23 protein-coding genes are annotated in these 20007 nt (G+C 70.2%); 13 read left to right on the forward strand and 10 right to left on the reverse strand.

Annotated elements, in window-relative coordinates; translation table 11 throughout:
• Position 1: 1 nt before the first annotated feature.
• From HHX35_RS21770 to HHX35_RS21780, 3 genes are all read right to left on the reverse strand, one after another.
• Positions 2-481 carry a hypothetical protein gene (locus tag HHX35_RS21770; protein ID WP_182900579.1) on the reverse strand — a complete coding sequence of 160 codons (480 nt, stop codon included), beginning with the start codon at positions 479-481 and terminating at the stop codon, positions 2-4.
• A gap of 207 nt (positions 482-688) precedes the next feature.
• The gene (locus tag HHX35_RS21775) at positions 689-1744 is read right to left on the reverse strand and encodes an endo-1,4-beta-xylanase (protein WP_182900580.1); all 1056 of its coding nucleotides are present in this window, start codon (positions 1742-1744) and stop codon (positions 689-691) included.
• 404 nt (positions 1745-2148) lie between these two features.
• Positions 2149-3063: a GerMN domain-containing protein gene (locus HHX35_RS21780; protein WP_182900581.1), complete on the reverse strand. Its 915-nt coding sequence runs from the start codon at positions 3061-3063 to the stop codon at positions 2149-2151.
• Positions 3064-3540: 477 nt separating this feature from the next.
• Here HHX35_RS21780 and HHX35_RS21785 point away from each other — a divergent pair, with 477 nt between their 5' ends.
• Positions 3541-7797 carry a discoidin domain-containing protein gene (locus HHX35_RS21785; protein ID WP_310739228.1) on the forward strand — a complete coding sequence of 1419 codons (4257 nt, stop codon included), beginning with the start codon at positions 3541-3543 and terminating at the stop codon, positions 7795-7797.
• Positions 7798-7866: 69 nt separating this feature from the next.
• Here the strand turns inward: HHX35_RS21785 and HHX35_RS21790 are convergent, their stop codons facing one another.
• Positions 7867-8994, reverse strand: a complete 1128-nt coding sequence (locus HHX35_RS21790; protein WP_220505716.1) for a GH12 family glycosyl hydrolase domain-containing protein — start codon at positions 8992-8994, stop codon at positions 7867-7869.
• Positions 8995-9186: 192 nt separating this feature from the next.
• Here HHX35_RS21790 and HHX35_RS21795 point away from each other — a divergent pair, with 192 nt between their 5' ends.
• Positions 9187-9537, forward strand: coding sequence for a DUF488 domain-containing protein (locus HHX35_RS21795; protein ID WP_182900583.1), 351 nt, complete (start codon positions 9187-9189; stop codon positions 9535-9537).
• Positions 9538-9617: 80 nt separating this feature from the next.
• A complete protein-coding gene (locus HHX35_RS21800) occupies positions 9618-10757 on the forward strand; it encodes a hypothetical protein (RefSeq protein WP_182900584.1) in 1140 nt (379 codons plus the stop codon).
• A 51-nt stretch (positions 10758-10808) separates the two neighbouring features.
• Here the strand turns inward: HHX35_RS21800 and HHX35_RS21805 are convergent, their stop codons facing one another.
• Genes HHX35_RS21805 through HHX35_RS21830 form a run of 6 tightly spaced genes read right to left on the reverse strand, consistent with a single transcriptional unit; the run spans position 10809 to position 13418 of the window.
• A complete protein-coding gene (locus HHX35_RS21805; protein ID WP_182900585.1) occupies positions 10809-11384 on the reverse strand; it encodes an alkaline shock response membrane anchor protein AmaP in 576 nt (191 codons plus the stop codon).
• A 17-nt stretch (positions 11385-11401) separates the two neighbouring features.
• The gene (locus tag HHX35_RS21810; RefSeq protein WP_182900586.1) at positions 11402-12010 is read right to left on the reverse strand and encodes a DUF6286 domain-containing protein; all 609 of its coding nucleotides are present in this window, start codon (positions 12008-12010) and stop codon (positions 11402-11404) included.
• Positions 11985-12335, reverse strand: coding sequence for an Asp23/Gls24 family envelope stress response protein (locus HHX35_RS21815; RefSeq protein ID WP_182900587.1), 351 nt, complete (start codon positions 12333-12335; stop codon positions 11985-11987). Before HHX35_RS21815 ends, HHX35_RS21810 begins: the two co-directional genes overlap by 26 nt.
• Entirely contained in the window at positions 12332-12517 is a 186-nt protein-coding gene (locus tag HHX35_RS21820; protein WP_182900588.1) for a hypothetical protein, read from the reverse strand. The genes HHX35_RS21815 and HHX35_RS21820 overlap by 4 nt, the downstream gene beginning before the upstream one ends.
• 2 nt (positions 12518-12519) lie before the next feature.
• Entirely contained in the window at positions 12520-12945 is a 426-nt protein-coding gene (locus HHX35_RS43640; RefSeq protein WP_259405263.1) for a hypothetical protein, read from the reverse strand.
• Positions 12942-13418 carry an Asp23/Gls24 family envelope stress response protein gene (locus tag HHX35_RS21830; RefSeq protein ID WP_182900589.1) on the reverse strand — a complete coding sequence of 159 codons (477 nt, stop codon included), beginning with the start codon at positions 13416-13418 and terminating at the stop codon, positions 12942-12944. The genes HHX35_RS43640 and HHX35_RS21830 overlap by 4 nt, the downstream gene beginning before the upstream one ends.
• 335 nt (positions 13419-13753) lie before the next feature.
• Between HHX35_RS21830 and HHX35_RS21835 the strand changes: the two genes are divergently transcribed.
• The 10 genes from HHX35_RS21835 (at position 13754) to HHX35_RS21880 (ending at position 20000) form a co-directional block, all read left to right on the forward strand.
• Positions 13754-14317 (forward strand): hypothetical protein, encoded by a 564-nt coding sequence (locus tag HHX35_RS21835; RefSeq protein WP_182900590.1) that lies wholly within the window; start codon positions 13754-13756, stop codon positions 14315-14317.
• A gap of 5 nt (positions 14318-14322) precedes the next feature.
• Positions 14323-15759: an SRPBCC family protein gene (locus HHX35_RS21840; protein WP_220505717.1), complete on the forward strand. Its 1437-nt coding sequence runs from the start codon at positions 14323-14325 to the stop codon at positions 15757-15759.
• Between the two features lie 110 nt (positions 15760-15869).
• On the forward strand, positions 15870-16286 hold the full coding sequence (gvpJ, locus tag HHX35_RS21845; protein ID WP_139577517.1) for a gas vesicle protein GvpJ: 417 nt from the start codon (positions 15870-15872) through the stop codon (positions 16284-16286).
• A gap of 1 nt (position 16287) precedes the next feature.
• Positions 16288-17079 carry a GvpL/GvpF family gas vesicle protein gene (locus tag HHX35_RS21850; RefSeq protein ID WP_182900591.1) on the forward strand — a complete coding sequence of 264 codons (792 nt, stop codon included), beginning with the start codon at positions 16288-16290 and terminating at the stop codon, positions 17077-17079.
• A gap of 19 nt (positions 17080-17098) precedes the next feature.
• On the forward strand, positions 17099-17332 hold the full coding sequence (locus tag HHX35_RS21855) for a gas vesicle protein GvpG (protein ID WP_142560895.1): 234 nt from the start codon (positions 17099-17101) through the stop codon (positions 17330-17332).
• 7 nt (positions 17333-17339) lie between these two features.
• Complete coding sequence (gvpO, locus tag HHX35_RS21860) at positions 17340-17786, forward strand: gas vesicle protein GvpO (protein ID WP_182900592.1); 447 nt, start codon at positions 17340-17342, stop codon at positions 17784-17786.
• On the forward strand, positions 17783-18310 hold the full coding sequence (locus HHX35_RS43645) for a gas vesicle protein (protein ID WP_259405264.1): 528 nt from the start codon (positions 17783-17785) through the stop codon (positions 18308-18310). The genes gvpO and HHX35_RS43645 overlap by 4 nt, the downstream gene beginning before the upstream one ends.
• A complete protein-coding gene (locus HHX35_RS21870) occupies positions 18303-19283 on the forward strand; it encodes a GvpL/GvpF family gas vesicle protein (protein ID WP_310739211.1) in 981 nt (326 codons plus the stop codon). The genes HHX35_RS43645 and HHX35_RS21870 overlap by 8 nt, the downstream gene beginning before the upstream one ends.
• Positions 19280-19594, forward strand: coding sequence for a gas vesicle protein (locus HHX35_RS21875; protein WP_182900593.1), 315 nt, complete (start codon positions 19280-19282; stop codon positions 19592-19594). Before HHX35_RS21870 ends, HHX35_RS21875 begins: the two co-directional genes overlap by 4 nt.
• On the forward strand, positions 19581-20000 hold the full coding sequence (locus tag HHX35_RS21880) for a gas vesicle protein K (protein ID WP_182900594.1): 420 nt from the start codon (positions 19581-19583) through the stop codon (positions 19998-20000). The genes HHX35_RS21875 and HHX35_RS21880 overlap by 14 nt, the downstream gene beginning before the upstream one ends.
• Positions 20001-20007: the final 7 nt, after the last annotated feature.

Consider the following 20007-nt stretch of genomic DNA (forward strand, 5'->3'; position numbering starts at 1 on the left):
CCTAGGACTTTGGCAGGCAGTCGGTCTTGGCGACCAACCGCCAGGTTGGCGACTCGGGCACCACGATCACCTTGACAGTGATGCCGGGAACATCCTTCCTGCCTTCGATCAATCGCGCGTCCCTCCAGTCCAACTGCGACAAGTCATAGGTCATCTTGTACTGGAGAAATGAGGAGAGAGTGTTCTCCATCACCCGCTCAGCCTGGTCAAGGTGACTGTCCACGTCTGAGTCTTCACGTTCGTAGTCTGCGGTTACCCGTAGCACCCGCTGAAACTTGCCTTTGTCACAGGGAAGATCCCTGTCGGGGCGCTCCACGATCCGCAGCTTGCTGTACGGCTTCTTCAAAAGACTGTCGGTCTGCAGGCGTTGTAGGTCTTTCTGAAGCTCGGTGGAGGCGGCCTGGAGGGTGGGGCCGGTGCCGCAACCCGAAACGACCCAGCCGATCAGGAGAAACGCTACCGTCACTCGTGCAACGCGCACGCCTCTACCTCCATCAGCCGACCGACGGACAAAGCAATCTTGACCTAGATCCTCGCCCCTCGTCATCCCGTCAAATAAATCGGTCACGCATGTGGATTGCGGCTCGATGTGCCGACGCCTCGTCCCGGCGATCGCTCCCTCATGCCTTCTCGGAAAGGCGAGACGGTGCCCGGCCCCCGATGGGCGCGGGCACCGTCATGGGGAGGGTCAGTGCCTTCCGGCGCCGCGCAGGGCGTCGCGGATCGCGTTGTAGGCCGGCTTGGGCTGGAGGTTCTCGTCGTACGGCAGGGCCGCGCCCTCACCCTGGAAGACGGCGGGGATCCAGGAGTACTTGTCGGTGTAGTCCCAGATCGTGATGCCGACACAGCGGCGGACGGCGAGGCACGCCTTGGTCACCTTGGAGTACCAGTCGGCCTGGGTCGCGAGCTTGGCCTCGTCGGCCGGCACGTACATGCGGATGTCCAGCTCGGTGATGGCCACGTCCACGCCGAGGTCGGCGAAGCGCTGCAGGTTCTGCTGGAGCGTGTCCGGATAGCCGTACTGCAGCGCGAGGTGTCCCTGGAAACCGACGCCGTCGATCGGCACGCCCTGGGCCTTGAGCTGCTTCACGAGGTTGTAGTACGCGTCGCTCTTCGGCCCGATCGCCTCGAGGTTGTAGTCGTTCAGGTAGAGCTTGGCGTGTGGGTCGGCCTGGCGCGCCCAGCGCAGGGCGTCGGCGATGTAGCCGGGACCGAGTGTCCGGTAGAAGATCGTGTCGCGGTAGGTGCCGTCCTCGTTGAACGCCTCGTTGACGACGTCCCACGAGTAGACCTTGCCCCGGTAGTGGCGGGCCTCTGTGAGGATGTGGTTCTTGAGGATCGCGCGGAGCTGGTCGGCGGTGAAGGTGCCGTTGGTCAGCCAGTCGGGGAGCTGGTTGTGCCAGACCAGCGTGTGCGCCCGGAAGGACATGTGGTGCTTGCGGGCGAAGTCGAGCACCTGGTCACCCTGGGTGAAGTCGAACACCCCCTGCTGCGGCTCGGTGGCATACCACTTGAGCGCGTTGCCCGCGGTGGTGGAGTTGAACTCACTGCCGAGGATCTTGAGGTACGCCGCGTCGGAGAACTCGGGGTTGTCGGTGGCCGAGCCGAGGTAGCGGTGCGAGGCGGCGGCCAGCTCACCCAGGGTCTTGTCGTGGTGCCGGTCGGGGTGGGCGGAGGCGGGGGCCGCCGCGAGCGCGGTGACGAGCCCGGCCGCGGCGAGGGCCGCGGCGAATCTGTGCAGCATGAGGAAGGTCCTCCGGTCGGGGGTACGTGGTCGGACGTCCAGATGCACAAGCCGGGAGTGCTCCACAAGTCGAAACTTTTCGAAACAATCCCCTAACTTTCTGCTGACGTACCCTACGAATTGACCCGTCTCGGGTCAATACCGGATGACAAATACGAGAATTACCAGCAGAAAATGGAGCGCCGTATACAAAGACGGTGATGCCCGAAAGTTTCAGCGGAAGAGGCCGTCGAAGGACACTGGTCGCGGCGCGCGGGCAGGGCGGCGACGTACGTCGTCCACTCTCGTAGTGCCGGCGGGGCGCGCAGGCGCATCCGGTGAAGGGGAAGCCGGCGAGCGGCGGTCCCGGGACACCGGCTCGGACTCGAGGGCCGGGCTCGCCCACGAGCCCGGCCCTCTGGTCGTCATGGTTCCAGGCTCTCCGGAACGGAGTCGGAGTGCCCCTTCGGGCGTTCGGTGCGGCCGTGGGCGTCGTAGATCTTCACCCAGCGGATGCCGGGAAGCCGCTTGAGCGTGGGCGTGATCTCGTCGGCGACGGTGAACGCCGACCCCCCGCTGCCGAGGGAACCGGTGAGCCGCACATGGGCCACCCCGTCGCGGACGACGACAGAACGGACGCCGGTGGCGCCCGAGGCGACAAAGCGCAGCCCCTTGACGTACTCCGCCCGCGTGGGTCCGGCGAACAGCCGCTGGAGGGCGCCGCGCGCCGTGGACGGCGGCGCCACCGGCCGCGACACCGCCGCCGTGTACGGCCGCCGCCCCGCCGCGTACGCCCGGGAGTCGAGGAAGTACGTCCGCACCGGCACCGTCCGGTAGGGCGTCTTGATGTCCACGACCACCCGGCTCGGATGCGTGAGGGTGTAGACGCGGTAGGACGCCTTCCTGCTCAGGCCGACGCCGAACGTGAGCTGCGCCTCGAAGTCGCCCGCGTTGACGACCTGGATCACGCCGGGCAGCGCGAAGGTCTCGCGGGCGGGCCCGTAGGTGGGGCGCCCGTTGTCGTCGTGGCCGGTCGCGCCGCCGAAGCGCAGCCCGAGGATCGCGTCACCGGCCACCGGGACCGTGCGGCCCGAGCCGTCGGCGATCAGCCGGGACACGTAGCCGGCGCCCCGCCGTGCCGGGAGCGGCCCGCGGAACTCGAAGACGACCCGGTCGAGTCCGGGCTGGTGCGAGGCGCGCACGTCGACCAGGGTCGCCACGCGCGGGGCCGCGTGAACGGCCGCGTACGACGGGGCGGGTGTCGCGGCGGCCGGGGCCGCCAGCAGGCTCACCAGCGGCACGGCCAACGCCGCGAGCGAGCGCTTGGGGGGCAGAAACATGAGGGCTCCTCTGCCGGGTTCCTTTCGCGAGTTGGGGGACCCGCGGGCGGGCGCAGGACCGGTTCCTGACCGGCGCCCACTTGAAGTATCCCCAGGTGGGCCCGGCTTGGGGACGGGACAGACCTGTCACCTTCCACCCGGCTGTTCCGACCCATTGACGGCATGGTGGCCCCTATGTAACATCTGGGCAACGTAATGTAAGAAATTTGCAGCTCTAAATCGAGACTTTGCGGTTCTCCGCAAGTTCCGGCAGGAAGCACTGCGTCCGTGCGCCCCGCCACCGTCACCTTTCGCATGAAAGGACACGAGGTGATGTCGGCCACGGCAGTGGGCAACCGGTCGCCGCCGCGACCCCAGCGAGCCCCGATCTTCGAAATCCCCCCACGACCGCGGATCGGATGACCCGCCGGTCGGTTCCTGCCGGACAGAGGAACGCAAATGTCGAAAACGCATGTCCCGTTATTGCGCTTGATCGCTGTGGTGGCCGCGGCCTGCCTGCTCGCCGTGGCCGCGCCTCTCATCCCCGCCTCCGCCGCCGGCGGCCCCAACCTCGCCGCCGGCCGCACCGTGACCACGAGCAGCAGCAACAGCCCGTACGTCGCGGGCAACCTCAACGACGGCAACCAGGGCACCTACTGGGAGAGCTCGAACAACGCCTTCCCGCAGTGGGCACAGATCGACCTCGGCAGCGCGACGAGCATCGACCAGGTCGTGCTCAAGCTGCCGGCGACGTGGGAGGCCCGCACCCAGACGCTGTCGGTGCAGGGCAGCACCGACGGGTCCTCCTTCGGCACGATCGTGAGCTCGGCCGGCCGTTCCTTCGCCCCCGGCTCGGGCAACGCGGTGACGATCGGCTTCACCGCGACCACGACCCGGTACGTCCGGATCAACGTCACCGCCAACACGGGCTGGCCCGCGGCGCAGCTGTCCGAGATCGAGGTGTACGGCGCGGCCACCGCCTCCGGCAACCTCGCGCTCGGCAAGACCATGAAGGAGAGCGCGCACGCCGACGTGTACGGCGCGGGCAACGCCAACGACGGCAACCAGGCCACCTACTGGGAGAGCGCCAACAACGCCTTCCCCCAATGGCTCCAGGTGGACCTCGGCGCCTCGACCGCCGTGAACACGGTGGTGCTGAAGCTCCCGCCCACCTGGGAGGCCCGCACCGAGACGCTGGCCGTGCAGGGCGGCACCGACGGCACGAACTTCTCCACTCTCGCCGCCTCGGCGGGCCGCGCCTTCGACCCCGCCAGCGGCAACGCGGTCACGATCGGCTTCTCCACCGCCAACGTCCGGTACGTCCGGATCAACGTCACCGCCAACACCGCCTGGCCGGCCGCGCAGATCTCCGAGTTCGAGGTGTACGGCCCGGCGCCCACCGGTGACACCCAGGCCCCGACCGCGCCCTCGAACCTCGCCTACACCGAGCCCGGCGCCGGCCAGATCAGGCTCACCTGGTCGGCCTCCACCGACAACGTCGGCGTCACCGGCTACGACGTCTACGCCAACGGGGTGCTGCGCACCAGCGTCGCCGGAAACACCACGACCTACACCGACACCCAGCCCACCAGCGCCACCGTGTCCTACTACGTGCGGGCCAAGGACGCGGCCGGCAACGAGTCGGCCAACAGCGACACGGTCACCCGAAAGGGCTCGACCGGTGACACCCAGGCCCCGACCGCGCCCGGCGACCTCGCCTACACCGAGACCACGCCGGGGCAGGTCAAGCTCACCTGGACCGCCTCCACCGACAACGTCGGCGTCACCGGCTACGACGTCTACGCGAACAACGTGCTGCGCGGCAGCGTCGCAGGAAACACCACGACCTACACCGACACCCAGCCCACCAGCGCCACCGTGTCCTACTACGTGCGGGCCAAGGACGCGGCCGGCAACGAGTCGATCAACAGCAACACCGTCACGCGCAACGGGTCGGGCGGCGGCTCGAACATGGCCGTCGGCAAGCCGATCACCGCCTCCTCCTCCACGTTCACGTACGTCGCCGCGAACGCGAACGACAACGACGTGGCGACCTACTGGGAGGGCGTGGGCGGCTCCTACCCGCAGACGCTGACCGTCCAGCTCGGGGCCAACGCGGTCGTGAGCTCGGTCGTGCTCAAGCTCAACCCCGACGCCGCCTGGTCCACCCGTACGCAGACGATCCAGGTGCTGGGCCGTGAGCAGAGCGCGTCGGGATTCACCAACCTGACCAGCGCGGCGACCTACACCTTCAACCCGGCGACCGGCAACACGGTGACGATTCCGGTCTCCGGCACGGTCGCCGACGTGCAGCTCAGGTTCACCGCCAACTCCGGCGCCCCGGCCGGGCAGGTCGCCGAGTTCCAGGTGATCGGCTCACCGGCGCCCAACCCCGACCTGACCGTCACCGCGCTGTCGGCCTCCCCCGCGTCCCCGGTCGAGACCGACGCCGTCACGCTGTCGGCGACGGTGCGCAACGCGGGCAGCCTCGGCTCCGGCGCCACCACCGTGAACTTCTACCTGGGCGGGACCAAGGCAGGCACCGCCTCGGTCGGCGCGCTCGCGGCCGGCGCCTCGGCCACCGTGACGGCGAACATCGGCCAGCGCGACGCGGGCAGCTACCCGCTGAGCGCCAAGGTCGACGAGTCGAACGCGGTGATCGAGCAGAACGAGACCAACAACGCCTTCACCGCCTCCTCCCCGCTGGTCGTGAAGCCGGTGGACAGCTCCGACCTGGTGGCCTCCCCGGTGAGCTGGTCGCCCGGCAACCCGGCGGGCGGCAGCACGGTGACGTTCACCGTGGCGATCAAGAACCAGGGCACGGTCGCCTCGGCGGGCGGCGCCCACGGCATCACCCTCACGATCACCAACGACTCGGGCACCGTGGTCAAGACGCTGACCGGCTCCTACAGCGGCGCGATCGCGGCCGGGTCCACCACAGGCCCGGTCAACCTGGGCACGTGGACGGCCGCCAACGGCAGATACACGGTGAAGACCGTGCTCGCCGCCGACGCCGGCGAGCTGCCGGTCAAGCAGGCCAACAACACCTCCACGCTGCCGTTCTTCGTCGGACGCGGCGCGAACATGCCGTACGACATGTACGAGGCCGAGGACGGCGTGACCGGCGGCGGCGCGACGGTGGTCGGCCCGAACCGGGCCATCGGCGACCTGGCCGGCGAGGCGTCCGGCCGCAAGGCCGTCCGGCTCACCACCACCGGCAGCTACGTGGAGTGGACGACCAGGGCCGACACGAACACCCTGGTCACCCGCTTCTCCATCCCCGACGCGGCGGGCGGCGGCGGCACCGACGCCACGCTCAACGTCTACGTCAACGGCGGCTTCCTCAAGGCGGTCAACCTGACCTCGAAGTACGCGTGGCTGTACGGCCCGGAGGCGGGCCCGGGCAACTCGCCGGGCGCGGGCGCCCCGCGGCACATCTACGACGAGGCCAACATCCTGCTCGGGACGACCGTCCCGAAGGGCAGCAAGATCCGGCTGCAGAAGGACGCCGCCAACACCTCCACGTACGCGATCGACTTCGTGAACCTGGAGCAGGCGTCGGCGATCCCCAACCCCGACCCCGCGACGTACGCGGTCCCGGCCGGGTTCGCCCACCAGGACGTGCAGAACGCGCTCGACAAGGTGCGGATGGACACCACGGGCAAGCTCGTGGGCGTCTACCTGCCGCCGGGCGACTACCAGACGTCGGGCAAGTTCCAGATCTACGGCAAGGCGGTCAAGGTGGTCGGCGCCGGGCCGTGGTTCACCCGGTTCTACGCGCCCTCCAACCAGGAGAACACCGACGTCGGCTTCCGGGCGGAGTCGTCGGCCAACGGCTCGACGTTCTCCGGGTTCGCCTACTTCGGCAACTACACCAGCCGCATCGACGGGCCGGGCAAGGTGTTCGACTGGCAGAACGTCGCCAACATGACGATCGACAACGTCTGGGTCGAGCACCAGGTCTGCATGTACTGGGGTGCGAACACCGACAACATCACGATCAAGAACTCGCGGATCCGTGACACGTTCGCCGACGGCGTCAACATGACCAACGGCAGCACCGACAACCTGGTCTCGAACGACGAGGCGAGGACGACCGGCGACGACAGCTTCGCGCTGTTCTCGGCCATCGACGCGGGAGGCGCCGACGAGAAGAACAACGTCTACGAGAACCTGACCGCGATCCTGCCGTGGCGCGCGGCCGGCATCGCGGTGTACGGCGGGTACGCGAACACCTTCAGGAACATCTACATCGCGGACACGCTGACCTACTCCGGCATCACGATCAGCTCGCTCGACTTCGGCTACCCGATGAACGGCTTCGGCGCGAGCCCGCCCACGGTGTTCGACAACATCTCGATCGTCCGCGCGGGCGGCCACTTCTGGGGCCAGCAGACCTTCCCGGCGATCTGGCTGTTCTCCGCCTCGAAGGTGTTCCAGGGCATCCGGGTCAGCAACGTGGACATCGTCGATCCGACGTACTCGGGGATCATGTTCCAGACCCAGTACCTCGGCGGCCAGCCGGTCAACCCGATCAAGGACACCGTCTTCACCAACATCTCGATCTCCGGGGCGCACAGGAGCGGCGACGCGTTCGACGCGAAGTCGGGCTTCGGCCTCTGGGCGAACGAGCTGCCGGAGCCCGACCAGGGACCGGCGGTCGGGTCGGTGACCTTCAACAACCTGAAACTCAGCGACAACTACCAGGACATCAAGAACACGACGTCCACCTTCGCGATCAACATCAACCCCTGATGACATGACGGCGCCGCCGGAGGGACGTCCCTCCGGCGGCGCCTGTTTTTCTGGGGGGGTGTCAGGGCGTCAGGACGAACAGGGGGTGCCGTTCAGCGTGAAGCCCGTGGGGTTGCCGTTCGAGCCGCTCCAGGTGCCCTGGAAGCCGAACGAGACGTTGCCGCCGGCCGGGATCGACCCGTTGTACGACAGGTTCTTCGCGGTCACCGACGATCCGCTCTGGGTGATGTCGGCGCTCCAGTAACCGGTGATCTTCTGGCCGTTCGGGAAGGAGAAGCCGACGTTCCAGCCGTTCACGGCGCTGGAGGAGGTGTTGGTGACGGTGACGTTGCCGGTGAAGCCGCCCTGCCACTCGTTCTTGCTGTAGCTCACCCGGCAGGCGCCGCCGCCGTTGCCCTGGGTGGGGCTGGCGGTGGGCGTCGGCGAGGGGCTCTGGACCACGCCGCCGATGCTGTAGGAGAAGTTGTTCACCGCGAGGCCGGTGCCGCCGATCCAGGGCTCGAAGCCCGCCTGGACGCTGGTGAGGTACCACGACCGCTGGGCGTAGCCGCGGTTCACCGCGTCGTCGTAGAACGAGCGGACGGCGAAGCTGATCGAGTTCGTCGGCGAGGTGCGGACGTAGGAGATGACGTTCCAGCCGATGTTGCCCTCCCAGACGTCCCAGGTGCCTCCGGCGATGTTCGCCGTGCCCACCCGGGAGCCCACGGGCTGCACCGAGCCGGTGTGGTTGAGCCACACCATGATCTCGGCGCCGGTGTTCTGGCCGTCCTTGCGAGGCGTCGGGTCGAACCAGATGTCGTACGCCGCGTCGTAGACGCCCGAGCCGGGATAGCTCATGCTGACGCTGGTCTGGACCGTGTTGAACTGGCTGTTGCTCGCCTGGAGGGGCAGGCCGCTGCCGCTGGAGCAGTTGGCGTAGTGGCAGCCGGCGTAGATGGCCGGGTACGCCGCCGGGGTGCCGCCCGTGTTGTTGTGCCCCGCCTGCGTCACCGTGAAGCCGGTGTTCGTGACGTTGATGCACTGCGGGGCGCTGCTCCCCCACACGTTGTTCATGACGACGTACTTGCCGCCCTGAATGGTGGTGCTGCCGTACTTCTCGCAGATCGTCGTGTCCGCGTGCGCCGCCTGACCGACGACGAGCGACGCGGCGACCGAGCCGAGCATGGCGAGGCTCGCCGTGATCATTCGCATCCTCATGTCCCGGACCATAGACATGGGACGAGTACGGGCGACATGGGCGGATTTGATCGACAACTTGGACGAAACCCCGACCAGCGACAACGTCCTTACGGAAAGTGAAACTTTCAGTCACACGTGCTGTCCGGCTCCCGGACACCGGCGTGCGCCGCCGTCGGCCGGGGAGTATGCCTGGAGGAGGAGGTGGGGGCGATGTCCGTCACGGTCCGCCGCGTGTACGAGGATCCCGCGCCCGGGGACGGCACACGGGTGCTGGTCGACAGGGTGTGGCCGCGCGGCCTCACCAAGGAGGCCGCTCACCTGGACGAATGGGCCAAGGACGTCGCGCCGTCCGGCGCCCTGCGTTCCTGGTACGGCCACGTCCCCGAGAGGTTCGCCGAGTTCCGCAGCCGCTACCTCGCCGAGCTCGACGATCCCGAGCGGCAGGCCGTCCTCGACCGGCTGCGCCGGCTCATGGAGAGCGGCCCCCTGACCCTGCTCACCGCGACCAGGGACGTCGAGCACAGCCAGGCCGCCGTTCTCGCCGAGGTCCTGTCCGGCTGACCCGCCCTTGCAGTGATCCGCAAGTTGACTCCCATTCCGGCCGGAGATCATGAGCGCCTTCCGATCAGAAGGGATGTCATGTGAGACGCTCAGCGTTTCTCCGCAGGCTCGGAACGGCCGGTGTGCTGCTGGCGGGGCTGCTGCTCGCCGTGCCCGCGCAGCAGACGACCGCACAGGCGGCGGTCACGGCAACCCCAACGCCCAGCGCCGCCGCGACGGCGAACCCGTACGTCACCGCGTCGGACATGAAGGTCACTCCCTCCACCTACACCGGCTCGTGCCAAGTGGGGCCGTACGGCCTGGAGCACATCGTCTCGGCGACCATCACGGTCAGCAAGCCCATGACCGTCAACTATTCGTGGATGGCCGACTACGGTTTCTGGACCGCGGGTTCGGTGACCTTCGACGCGCCGGGCAGCAAGACGGTCATCAACGCCTTCTACCGCACGACCAGCCTCAAAGGCACGATGCGCCTGAAGCTCGCCGACGAGCTCGGCGGCGCGGAGACCGAGGCCGCGTCCTTCGACACCGTCTGCACCGAACCGGAGGTGATCGCGTCGCAGATGCAGGTCACCCCGGCCGCCTACACCGGCCCGTGCAACGAGACGCAGTCCGGCCTGGCGCACGAGGTTTCGGCGAAGATCACGGTCTCCGCGCCGACCACCGTGAAGTACGTCTGGATCAACCCGGAGAACCAGCCCTGGCCCGATCCCAACCCCGTCTCCGTGACGTTCGACGCGCCCGGCACCAAGACGGTCAGCAACGTCTTCTTCCGCACGACGAGCCTCAGGGGCACGATGCGCCTCAGGATCGTCGAGCCGGCCGGCGTCGCCGACACTCAGGCCGCCTCGTTCGACACGGTCTGCGTCAAGCCGACCGTGTCCGACATCAGCAAGCAGCGCACGGACGAGAATGAGGTGTGCGGGCCCGGCGCGCCCGCCGAGCTCACGCTCACCGCGAAGCTCGCCGTGGCCGACGGCCCCTCCACCGTCGACTACCGCTGGTATCGCAAGAGCAACCAGACCCGCAACCAGTGGGTCTACCTCGGCGCCGGGAGCGCCGTCTTCACCTCGACCGGGGCACAGGAGAAGACCATAACCACCCGATACAGCACGAGCGTGTCGGAGAACGGCTACTTCAAGGTGGAGCTCTCCTCCCCCTATCAGGGCCTGGGCCAAAGTGCCTTCCTCGTGAGCTGTAGCACCAAGAACGACCTGTGACGACCGCGGAGGGCGGCATACCAGGTGTGCCGCCCACCGCCGCGGGCTCGCTCAGTGGACCGCGCGGGTGCGGCGGCCTCCGGTGATGTCGAGCCGGACCATCGCCGGGAGGCGGTGCAGGCCGAGCGTGGTGCGCAGGTCGGGGACGGCCTCGTCGTGCAACCGGGTGACCAGTGCCCCGAGGTCGGCCGGTTCCACGGCGGAGACGCCGAGGTCGAGGTGCGGGTCGTCGGACGGGCCGCGCAGCACGGCGTGCGCCCTGCGCACGTCCGGATAAGCGCTGACCTGCTCGGCCAGGGCCTCGCTCGCGGGATGCGCGTCGACCTCGGTGACCCCGGACGTACCCGACTCCAGGCGCAGCCGCCGCGGCCGGTCGACCCGCAGCAGCGCCAGCAGCCAGGCCAGCCCGATGAGCCCGATCACGAATCCGATGGCGGCCACGACCGGCCAGAACCACGGCGCCGTCGCCGCGAGATTCCTTGCCCCGGCGTCCACCACCGGCTCCCGCACGGCGGCATCGCCGAAGGCGCCCAGCGCCCGCGCGAGCGCGAGGCCGCCCGCGGCCAGCAGAACCAGGCCGGACAGCGCCAGGCCCGCCCGGTTGCCCTTGCCCGATCTCGTCTTCACGGTGCTGCCTCCTTCGCCTAGGACGGGCCGTGGACGCGCAGGTGCAGCGAGACGTGGTGGGCGGGGGCGAGCCGGGCCAGTTCGTCCTCGACGGCCGCCCGCACGCGCTCCCCGAGCGCTGCCGTGTCGCGCAGGTCCGTCCGGACCGACACGTCCGCGTGCCAGCCGTACATCCGCGCTCCGGCCTCGCGCACGCCGTCCACCTCGTTCGCCCTGCTCCTCAGCGCCCGCGCCAGCGCGCGGCGCGGCAGGCCGACCATCAGGTCGGGGTCCCCGGTGCGCAGCGCGACCATCCGCCCCCGGCCGGGGACGGCCGCGATCAGGATCAGCACCAGGCCGATCAGGGCCAGCGCGGAAGCCACCGCGAGGACCCGGCCGTCGTCCCAGGCCGTGGTGCTCGCCCATCGGGCCCACTGGTCGTACGGCACGAGCTTGACGGGGAGTCCCAGCAGCGCGGAGACCACGTGGACGGCGGTGAGGCCTCCGATCCCCAGCAGCGCCAGCGCGGCGACCGCGGCCGGCAGCCCCCGGCTGGGCCGGAAGGCCCGGCGGGCTCCCCCGTCCCCGAACCCCCGCATCGGGACGAAGCGCGGCACCCTTTCAGACAGGCCTCGGCCTTCGCTCATCGCCACCCCTCCGCTCGGGCTTCCGCCCGGACCTCCGCTCGGGCACCAGCTCCACGACCTCGATGTCCACGTTCTCCACGGCGATGCCCGTCAGCTCACGCAGCCGCCGCCGGACGTGCTCGCGAATCTTCGCGGCCAGCCGCGGCACCGGCGCCGGATAACGCACGGCCAGATCGCAGTGGACCGCCGCGACCGCCCCGCACACCGACGCCGAGACGTGGGGCGGGCCGGTCACGTGCTCGTCCTCGCTCGCCAGTTGCTCGGCGATCTTCGCGAAGGCGCGGTCCGAGATCGTCGTCGTCCCGTGTGCCGCGGGCTCGCTCATTGTCGTCTCGGGTGCATCTGCGGCAGGTGTACGCCGCCTTCGAGCACCAGGCCGACGAGGAACCCGACGATGCCGAGGACCAGGACGATGATGAACGCGCTGAGGCCGCCGAAGGCCCCGACCACCCCCAGCACCGTGCCGAACAGCAGGCCCGCGAGACCCCAGAGCGGATAGCCTTGCATGATCATTCCTTCCTTCCGCCGTCGTCTGTGACCACGTCGGCGATCGTCACATCCACCTTGCGGCCGCCCGCCAGGCCGCCGATCGCGTCCCGGACCAGGTCGGCGATCTCCGGCAGCGGCCTGCCGTAGCGGGCGACGATGTCGACCTCGATCACGTCGTCCCGTATGGCGACGCCCGGGACGAGACCACCGGGCAGGTACGTCGCGACCACGCCGAACGGTCCCCGGGACAGATCGGCGACGTCCGGACACGACAGCACGCGGTCCGCGATCCGGCGGGCGGAAACCTCGCGCTCCTCGCCTTCTCGCCCCGTTCCGGCATCCCGCTCCGGCGGCGGGCCACCCGGGGAGCCGGGCCCCGCCCGCTCGGGCACCGCGACCCGCCGGCCGCCGCCTTCCGCCCCCGCGTTCTCCGGGACGGCGCTCATTGGACCCGCGGCTCCCCGTCCGCGGGCGTCTGCGGCTCCTGTTGCCTCGGCAGGTGGACGTCGTCGACCGCGATGTTGACCTCGGTGACCTCCAGCCCGCACATGCGTTCCACCGCGCGGATCACATGGCTCCGCACGGCCTGCGCGAGGTCGGGGATCGCGACGCCGTACTCGACGATGAGGTGGATGTCCACGGCGGCCTGCCGCTCGCCGACCTCCACCGACATGCCCCGGGTGACGCCGTCCTCCCCGCCGAGCGCGCCCCTGATCGCGCCGAACGCGCGGGCCGTGCCGGTGCCGAAGTCGTGGACACCGTCGATCTCGCGGGCCGCCATGCCGGCGATCTTGGCGACCACCTCGTCGGCGATCGTGGTGCGGCCTCGCTCCGTCACCAGGCCGGAGCCGCCCTGCGTCCCGAGGGACCGCCCGTGGGCCGGCTCGACGGTCGCGGTCGACGTTCTGGTCTCGGTCATGTGACTCCCCCGCTTCACGCGCGCGGTAGGTACCGCTTACCGCCGATACACGCCCGTGATACCCGGTTTGCACTCAGTAATCATCCGAGGTCGGACGAGTTTGGGTCATCGGAATCCCTCCAACACGCCAAGACCGGCGAGCCCGGCGGGGGTCAGAACGGACAGCCCTAAGAAAGGGATCAAGTCCGACCAAAACTGCCCGGTATGTACGAGATCGCGTTTTTCTGTGCCTGTCTAGGGCATTCATACCGTTCAGTCGGATCGCAGCGCCGTACGGCCAGACGGGCGGATGGCCGGAACGGCGCTTCGGGGGGCGGCCAGTAGGAGGCGCGATCATGAAAGACGGACTGAAGGTGGCCCTGGCTGTCATCGCGGGCTACTACCTCGGCCGGCACCACAAGCTGCGCCTGGCGCTGGTGCTCGCGCTGGCCATCCTCGCCGCCCGCCTCAAGGGAGAGGGAGCCGCGGGAGCCCTCCTCGAACAGGTCCCCAAGATCCTCGGCGGCGCCGCCCCCGACCTCGGCAAGATCACCGAGCGCGTACGCGGCGACCTGCTGGACATCGGCAAGGCGGCCGCCATGCGCGCCACCAGCCGCCAGATCGACAACCTGAGCGACAAGCTGCACGAACGCGCCGAGGCGCTCCGGCAACCCAAGGGCCGGGGCCGGGCCGCGGAGGAGGAGGAAGAAGAGGAAGAGGCGAAGGAGCGTCCGGAGGAGGGCCGCCGCCGGGTGCCCCGCCGCCGCCCGCAGCAGCGCGAGCCTGAGCGCGAAAAGGGCTACGAGGAGGAAGAGGAGTACGAGGAGGAGCCGTACGAGGAGGAGGCAGAGGAGCCTGAACCCGAGGAGCGGCGCCGACCCCGGATCCGTCCCACCCGTCCGGTGCTGCGGAGGAGGTGAGACCGATGACCGAACAGACGCGGGCCCAGACGGAGCGAGCACAGGGCGCACGGGCTCCGGACGAAGGGGCGCTGCCCACGCAACGGCTCGGGCAGGAGTTCCAGAACCTCGCCACGGCCGTGGCCGAGCGCGCGTTGTCCCGGGTCGCCGAGAGGATCGACGGTCTGGCCGGCCGTCTCACCGACTACGTGGAGCACGGCGGCTCCGGGCTGCTCAGCGCGCTCACGGGGAAAGAGGGCGGCGGACGCGAGGCGCTCGGCGGGCTGCTCGGCGGCCTCACCCGCGGCCGGAATGCCCGGGACCTGCTCAAGTCGGCGGCCGACCGGCTCGGCGCGACGGGCGGAGGCGGCCTGCTCGGCGCTCTCACCAGCGCTCTCACCGAGGACGGCGGAGGCGGCCACCCCGTACGCGCGGCCCTCATGGCGTACGGCAAGGAGAAGATCAAGGGCCTGTTCGGCGGGGGCGGCGGCGGAGGCAAGGGCCGCAAGGGCAAGAAGCTCAAGGTCACCAACATCGTCGAGTCGCTCGACGTCGGCGCGCCGCTCCGCCTGGTCTACAACCAGTGGACGCAGTTCGAAGACTTCCCGAGCTTCATGAAGAAGGTCGAGACCGTCGAACAGAAGTCCGACGAGAAGCTCGGGTGGAAGGCCCAGGTCTTCTGGTCCCACCGCACGTGGGAGTCGACGATCGTCGAGCAGGTCCCCGACAGCAGGATCATCTGGCGGTCGCAGGGGCCGAAGGGCTTCCCGGACGGCTCGGTGACCTTCCACGAGATCACTCCCGAACTGACCCGGGTCCTGCTCGTCGTCGAGTATCACCCGCAGGGGTTGTTCGAGCGTCTCGGCAACCTGTGGCGGGCCCAGGGCCGCCGGGTCCGGCTCGAGTTCAAGCACTTCAGACGGCACGTCATGACCAACGCCCTGCTGCGTCCCGACGAGATCGAGGGCTGGCGGGGCGAGATCCGCGACAGCGAGGTCGTCAAGGACCACGAGACGGCGCTGCGCGAGGAGCGCGAACGCGAGGGCCGCGAGCGGGGCGAGGAGGCCCCCGAGGAGGCCGAGGAAGAGGCTCCCGAGGAGCGCGAGGAAGCCGAGGAGGCCCAGGAGCCCGAGGAGTTCGAGGAGGAGCCGTACGAGGAGGAAGAGGAGGAGGAGGAAGAAGAAGAGGAGCCCGAGCGGGCGCGCAGGCCCGCCTACGCAGGCGCCCAGACGGGCGGACGCGCCAGGCCGCCGGTCACCCGCAGGCGCGGGGAAGAGTCCGAGGAGCGCGGCACGCGGGCGCCGGCCAGGCGGCGCGAGGCGGAGGCCGAGCGGGGCGAGGGCGAACAGCCCCGGAGGGGCGAGCAGGCCCGCAGGGGCGAGGAGACCGAGGAGGCGGGCGAGGCCGAGGAGCGGCCGACGCGCCGCCGTCCCCTGGTCCGGCGCCGCCGTCCCCCCGAATAGCAAGCACGGAATAGCAAGCACGGAATAGCGAACACGGCGTGGTGACGCCGGGGTGGCGCGGGCGGAGCGAGTGATCGGAAACACGACATGGAATCGAGGAGGGGAAGCGCATGACGGTAGCCGTTCCACCGGCGGGTGGCGGCGGATTGCCGGGCCGGTCGTCGGGATCGGGCCTGGCCGACGTCATTGACACGATCCTGGACAAGGGCCTCGTGATCGACGCCTACGTACGGGTCTCACTGGTCGGCATCGAAATCCTGACCATCGACGTGCGTGTGGTCGTCGCGAGCGTCGACACCTATCTCCGATTCGCCGAGGCGGTGAACCGGCTGGACCTGGCGTCCCAGCAGCAGGGGCTGCCCGACCTCCTGTCGAGCGCGCCCCAGAGCATCGCCCGCGGCAAGTCCAAGGGCGTGGCCCAGGGCGTCATCGAGGCGGCCGGAGAGAAGCTGCAGGACCTCTTGGCGAACTACGCGGAGGAGGAACCCGCCCCGCGTACCCGCAGGCGTCGAAGGGAGGAGGACTGAGATGACGGGCTCCACGAGGCAGTCCGGGGCGGGCGACCGGGCCGAGGCCCCGCAGCGCGACACGGCGTGCTACGTCTATGGCATCCTCCCCGAGGACGTCGAGATCAGCGAGGACGCCGTCGGGGTGGGCGATCCTCCCGGCCGGATCAAGATCATCAGGCACGGTGAGATCGCCGCTCTGGTGAGCGACGTCGACGTGGACCGCCCCCTCGGCCGCGCCCAGGACCTGGTCGCCCACGAGCAACTGCTCGACGAGGCCGCGGCCGAGGTCCCCGTGCTCCCCCTGCGGTTCGGCGCCGTGATGACCACGCCGGAGGCGGTCGTGGAGGAGCTGCTGGCCCCGCACCACGACTCGTTCGCGGCCGCGCTGAAGCAGATCGAAGGCCGGGCCCAGTTCGTCCTCAAGGCGCGGTACGCCGAGCAGCCGGTGCTGGTCGAGGTGCTGACAGAGAACGCCGAGGCCAGGCAGTTGCGCGACCGGATCAGGCAGTTGCCGGAAGAGGTGACACGCAACGAACGGATCCGTCTCGGCGAGCTGATCACGCAGATCATCGCGGCCAAGCGCGAGGCCGACACCCGGGCGGTCGTCGAACGCTTCGAGCCCTGCACCGCCGGCGCGGTGGTCCGGGACCCCAGCCACGAGCGGGACGCCGCGCACGTCGCGTTCCTCGTGGAGAACGACCGCCAGGCCGACTTCGAACGCGTCGTCGGAGAGCTGCGCTCCGAGTGGGGAGACCGGGTCGAGGTCCGGTTGCTCGGGCCGATGGCGCCGTACGACTTCGTCACCACCTGACTCGTGAGGGGAGGCTGCCGTGGGACTGATCAGCATGCTGTTCACCTGGCCGCTCGCCCCGGTCCACGGCGTCATCCGGCTGGGCGAGCTGATCCAGCAGCAGGTCGAGCATGAGCTGAGGGATCCGGCGGCGGTCCGGCGGCGGCTGGAGGCCATCGAGGAGGCCAGACGCTCGGGCCAGATCTCCGAAGAGGAGGAGGCCCAGGCCGTGGAGGAGATCCTGAGGCTCATGAGCGGCCCGCGGAGGGGGTGATCGTCCCATGCCTCCCCGGCGGAGAGCCCGTTACGACGAGGACGCCGCGCCGTACGGGCGGCGGGCCTCCTCGGGCATGCCCGTCGAGGAGGACGGGCCGTACGACGAGTCCGAGGGCGAAGACGAGGACGAGCGCAGGAGTGAGCGCCGGGATGACCGCGCCGCCGAGCCGCGCCGGCGGCGGGCCGCGCTGAACGCGGTGTCCGCCGGACGGCTCGGCCTGCGCTACATCGCGGATCTGACCTCCAAGGACACGGAGGGGGTCACGTCGGTGGAACCCGTGGAGAACGGCTGGCTGGTGGACGTCGAGGTCATCGAGGACCGCAGGATCCCGTCCACCGGCGACATGCTGTCGATCTACGAGTGCCAGATGGACGACGAGGGCAATCTCATGTCCTATCGGCGCACCCGGACCTACCGGCGCGGCACGGGCGCCTACGGCGGTGGGCTATGACCGATCCCCGCTCGCGTCCCATCCTGCGCGAGTCGTCGTACGCGCCGCCGGCCGTCATGGGCCGGGAGTCGACCAACCTGGGCGACATCCTGGAACGCGTGCTCGACCGGGGCATCGTGATCGCGGGCGACATCCGGGTGAACCTGCTGGAGATCGAGCTGCTGACCATCAAGCTGCGGCTGGTCATCGCCTCGGTCGACACCGCGCGGGAGATCGGCATCGACTGGTGGGAGCGCGACCCGTGGCTCAGCGGCAGGGATCGCGAACTGGTCGAGGAGAACCGCCGGCTCCGCGAGCGCCTGAGCGCGGTCGAGGAGCGCCTGCTCGCCTGGGAGGAACGGACGGAACTCGAACCGGGCGAGCGCGCGCACGAGCGACCGGGCGAGCGACCGGGCGAGCGCGCGGAAGAACGCACGGGCCGGCGCCAAGGTGAACGCATGGGTGAGCGGCGGGGCGACCGCCAAGCCGAGGCCCGCGCCCGGCGGCTCGGCCGCCTCGGCGGAACGGAGCCCGGCCGTGAGTGAGAACCACCCTGCCCTGAGCGAGAACCACCCTGCCCTGAGCGAGAACCACCCTGCCCTGAGCGAGAACCGGCCCGCCGTAGGCGAGAACCGCCCCGCCGCTCCCGCCGCCCCGCCGCAGCAGGCGCAGGAGCCCCACGCCCCTGACGCCCAGCGTGAGGCCCGTGAGACCGCCACCCCTGGCGGTTCCGGCCAGGGGGTCTACCTGTACGCGGTGACGTCCGGCGGAGAGCCCCCTCGTGACCTGCACGGCGTCATGGACGGCGTGGTGCGGACCGTGTCCTGCGGCGGGCTCGTGGCCCACATCGGCGACGTGCCCCTCGACCGGTTCGGCGAGGAACCGCTGCGCCGCTCGCTGGAGGACCTCGACTGGGTGGAGGGAGTCGCCCGCGCCCATCACCGGGTCGTCGAGGCGCTGGCGGCGGCCGGGCCGACCGCCCCTGTGCGTCTCGTGACCGTCTACACCGGAGAGGAGCAGGTCCGCGACCTCCTCGACCGGCGGCACGACGACTTCGCGGAGATCCTGTCGCATGTCGCGGGACGGCGGGAGTGGGGCGTCAAGGCCTACCTGCGCCGGGACACGCCACCCCCCTCTCCTTCGCCCGCGGCCGCCACCGCGGCCGGTGGCGACAGCCCCGGCATGGCGTACCTGCGCCGGAAGAAGGAGAGCCTGCGCGGCAGGGAGGACCTGTGGCGCGCGGCGGCCGAGCGGGCCGAGCACCTGCACGCCGAGCTGGGGCAAATCGCCGTGGCGAGCCGCCGCCACCGCCCGCAGGACCCCCAGTTGTCCGGGCGGAGCGAGTCGATGGTGCTCAACGGTGCCTACCTGGTGGATCCGGCCCGCGAGGAGGAGTTCGCCGCGGTGCTCGGCGGCTACCGCGACCGGTTCCTCGACGTCGAGCTCACCGGCCCGTGGGCGCCCTACTCCTTCACCTCGATCGACCTCGGGGCGGGCCGTGCCGGGGGCGTGCGATGACGCCCGGCGGGACCCCGGCGTACCTGCCGGAGCGGCCGCGGGGCGCCGCCCTCGCCGCCGAGGGCCGCCTGCCGCCCGAGCGCGTGGCGCTCGTCGACCTGCTCGACCGGCTGCTCGCGGGCGGTGTGGTGATCACCGGCGACATCGTGCTGTCGATCGCCGACATCGACCTCGTCCGTATCTCCCTGCGGGCGCTGCTCGGCTCCGTACGCGGCACCGAGCCGTTCGACCCGCTCGGCGAGCCGTACGCGAGGGGCGGGCCGGACGATCTCGCCCGCGGCAGGAGGGAGAGTGGGGATGACCGGTGGTGAGGCCAGGAGCGCTCCGTGGGACACCGCGGCAGGGCCCTGGCGGCTGGGCGTGGAGACCGAGGCGGGCGGCCCGGATCGGTGGGAGCAGGACCAGTGGGAGCGGGGCGCGGAAGCCGGGAGGGGCAGCCCCTGGCGGCTGAACACCGACCCGGAGGCGGTGCGGCGTGACCTGAGCCGTCTCGTGCTGACGCTCGTCGAGCTGGTGCGCCAGCTCGTGGAACGGCAGGCCATCCGGCGGATGGACCAGGGCGACCTGTCCGACGAGCAGGTCGAGACGCTCGGCCTGACGCTGATGCGCCTGGAGGAGGCCATGACCGAGTTGTGCGAGCGGTTCGACCTCTCACCGTCCGACCTCAACCTCGACCTGGGGCCCCTCGGCACGCTGCTGCCCACCGACGCGCCGTGAGCGCGAG

The organism is Microbispora sp. H10830, assembly GCF_014161375.1.
In the GTDB taxonomy this organism is placed as follows: Bacteria; Actinomycetota; Actinomycetes; order Streptosporangiales; family Streptosporangiaceae; genus Microbispora; species Microbispora catharanthi.

What these genes read in the sequence shown, in the direction of transcription:
- HHX35_RS21775 (WP_182900580.1), bottom strand. Translation starts at nt 1,744, where the DNA reads ATGCTGCACAGATTCGCCGCGGCCCTCGCCGCGGCCGGGCTCGTCACC.
- HHX35_RS21780 (WP_182900581.1), bottom strand. Translation starts at nt 3,063, where the DNA reads ATGTTTCTGCCCCCCAAGCGCTCGCTCGCGGCGTTGGCCGTGCCGCTG.
- HHX35_RS21790 (WP_220505716.1), bottom strand. Translation starts at nt 8,994, where the DNA reads ATGAGGATGCGAATGATCACGGCGAGCCTCGCCATGCTCGGCTCGGTC.
- HHX35_RS21795 (WP_182900583.1), top strand. Translation starts at nt 9,187, where the DNA reads ATGTCCGTCACGGTCCGCCGCGTGTACGAGGATCCCGCGCCCGGGGAC.
- HHX35_RS21810 (WP_182900586.1), bottom strand. Translation starts at nt 12,010, where the DNA reads ATGAGCGAAGGCCGAGGCCTGTCTGAAAGGGTGCCGCGCTTCGTCCCG.
- HHX35_RS21815 (WP_182900587.1), bottom strand. Translation starts at nt 12,335, where the DNA reads ATGAGCGAGCCCGCGGCACACGGGACGACGACGATCTCGGACCGCGCC.
- HHX35_RS21820 (WP_182900588.1), bottom strand. Translation starts at nt 12,517, where the DNA reads ATGCAAGGCTATCCGCTCTGGGGTCTCGCGGGCCTGCTGTTCGGCACG.
- HHX35_RS43640 (WP_259405263.1), bottom strand. Translation starts at nt 12,945, where the DNA reads ATGAGCGCCGTCCCGGAGAACGCGGGGGCGGAAGGCGGCGGCCGGCGG.
- HHX35_RS21830 (WP_182900589.1), bottom strand. Translation starts at nt 13,418, where the DNA reads ATGACCGAGACCAGAACGTCGACCGCGACCGTCGAGCCGGCCCACGGG.
- HHX35_RS21835 (WP_182900590.1), top strand. Translation starts at nt 13,754, where the DNA reads ATGAAAGACGGACTGAAGGTGGCCCTGGCTGTCATCGCGGGCTACTAC.
- HHX35_RS21840 (WP_220505717.1), top strand. Translation starts at nt 14,323, where the DNA reads ATGACCGAACAGACGCGGGCCCAGACGGAGCGAGCACAGGGCGCACGG.
- gvpJ (WP_139577517.1), top strand. Translation starts at nt 15,870, where the DNA reads ATGACGGTAGCCGTTCCACCGGCGGGTGGCGGCGGATTGCCGGGCCGG.
- HHX35_RS21850 (WP_182900591.1), top strand. Translation starts at nt 16,288, where the DNA reads ATGACGGGCTCCACGAGGCAGTCCGGGGCGGGCGACCGGGCCGAGGCC.
- gvpO (WP_182900592.1), top strand. Translation starts at nt 17,340, where the DNA reads ATGCCTCCCCGGCGGAGAGCCCGTTACGACGAGGACGCCGCGCCGTAC.
- HHX35_RS43645 (WP_259405264.1), top strand. Translation starts at nt 17,783, where the DNA reads ATGACCGATCCCCGCTCGCGTCCCATCCTGCGCGAGTCGTCGTACGCG.
- HHX35_RS21875 (WP_182900593.1), top strand. Translation starts at nt 19,280, where the DNA reads ATGACGCCCGGCGGGACCCCGGCGTACCTGCCGGAGCGGCCGCGGGGC.
- HHX35_RS21880 (WP_182900594.1), top strand. Translation starts at nt 19,581, where the DNA reads ATGACCGGTGGTGAGGCCAGGAGCGCTCCGTGGGACACCGCGGCAGGG.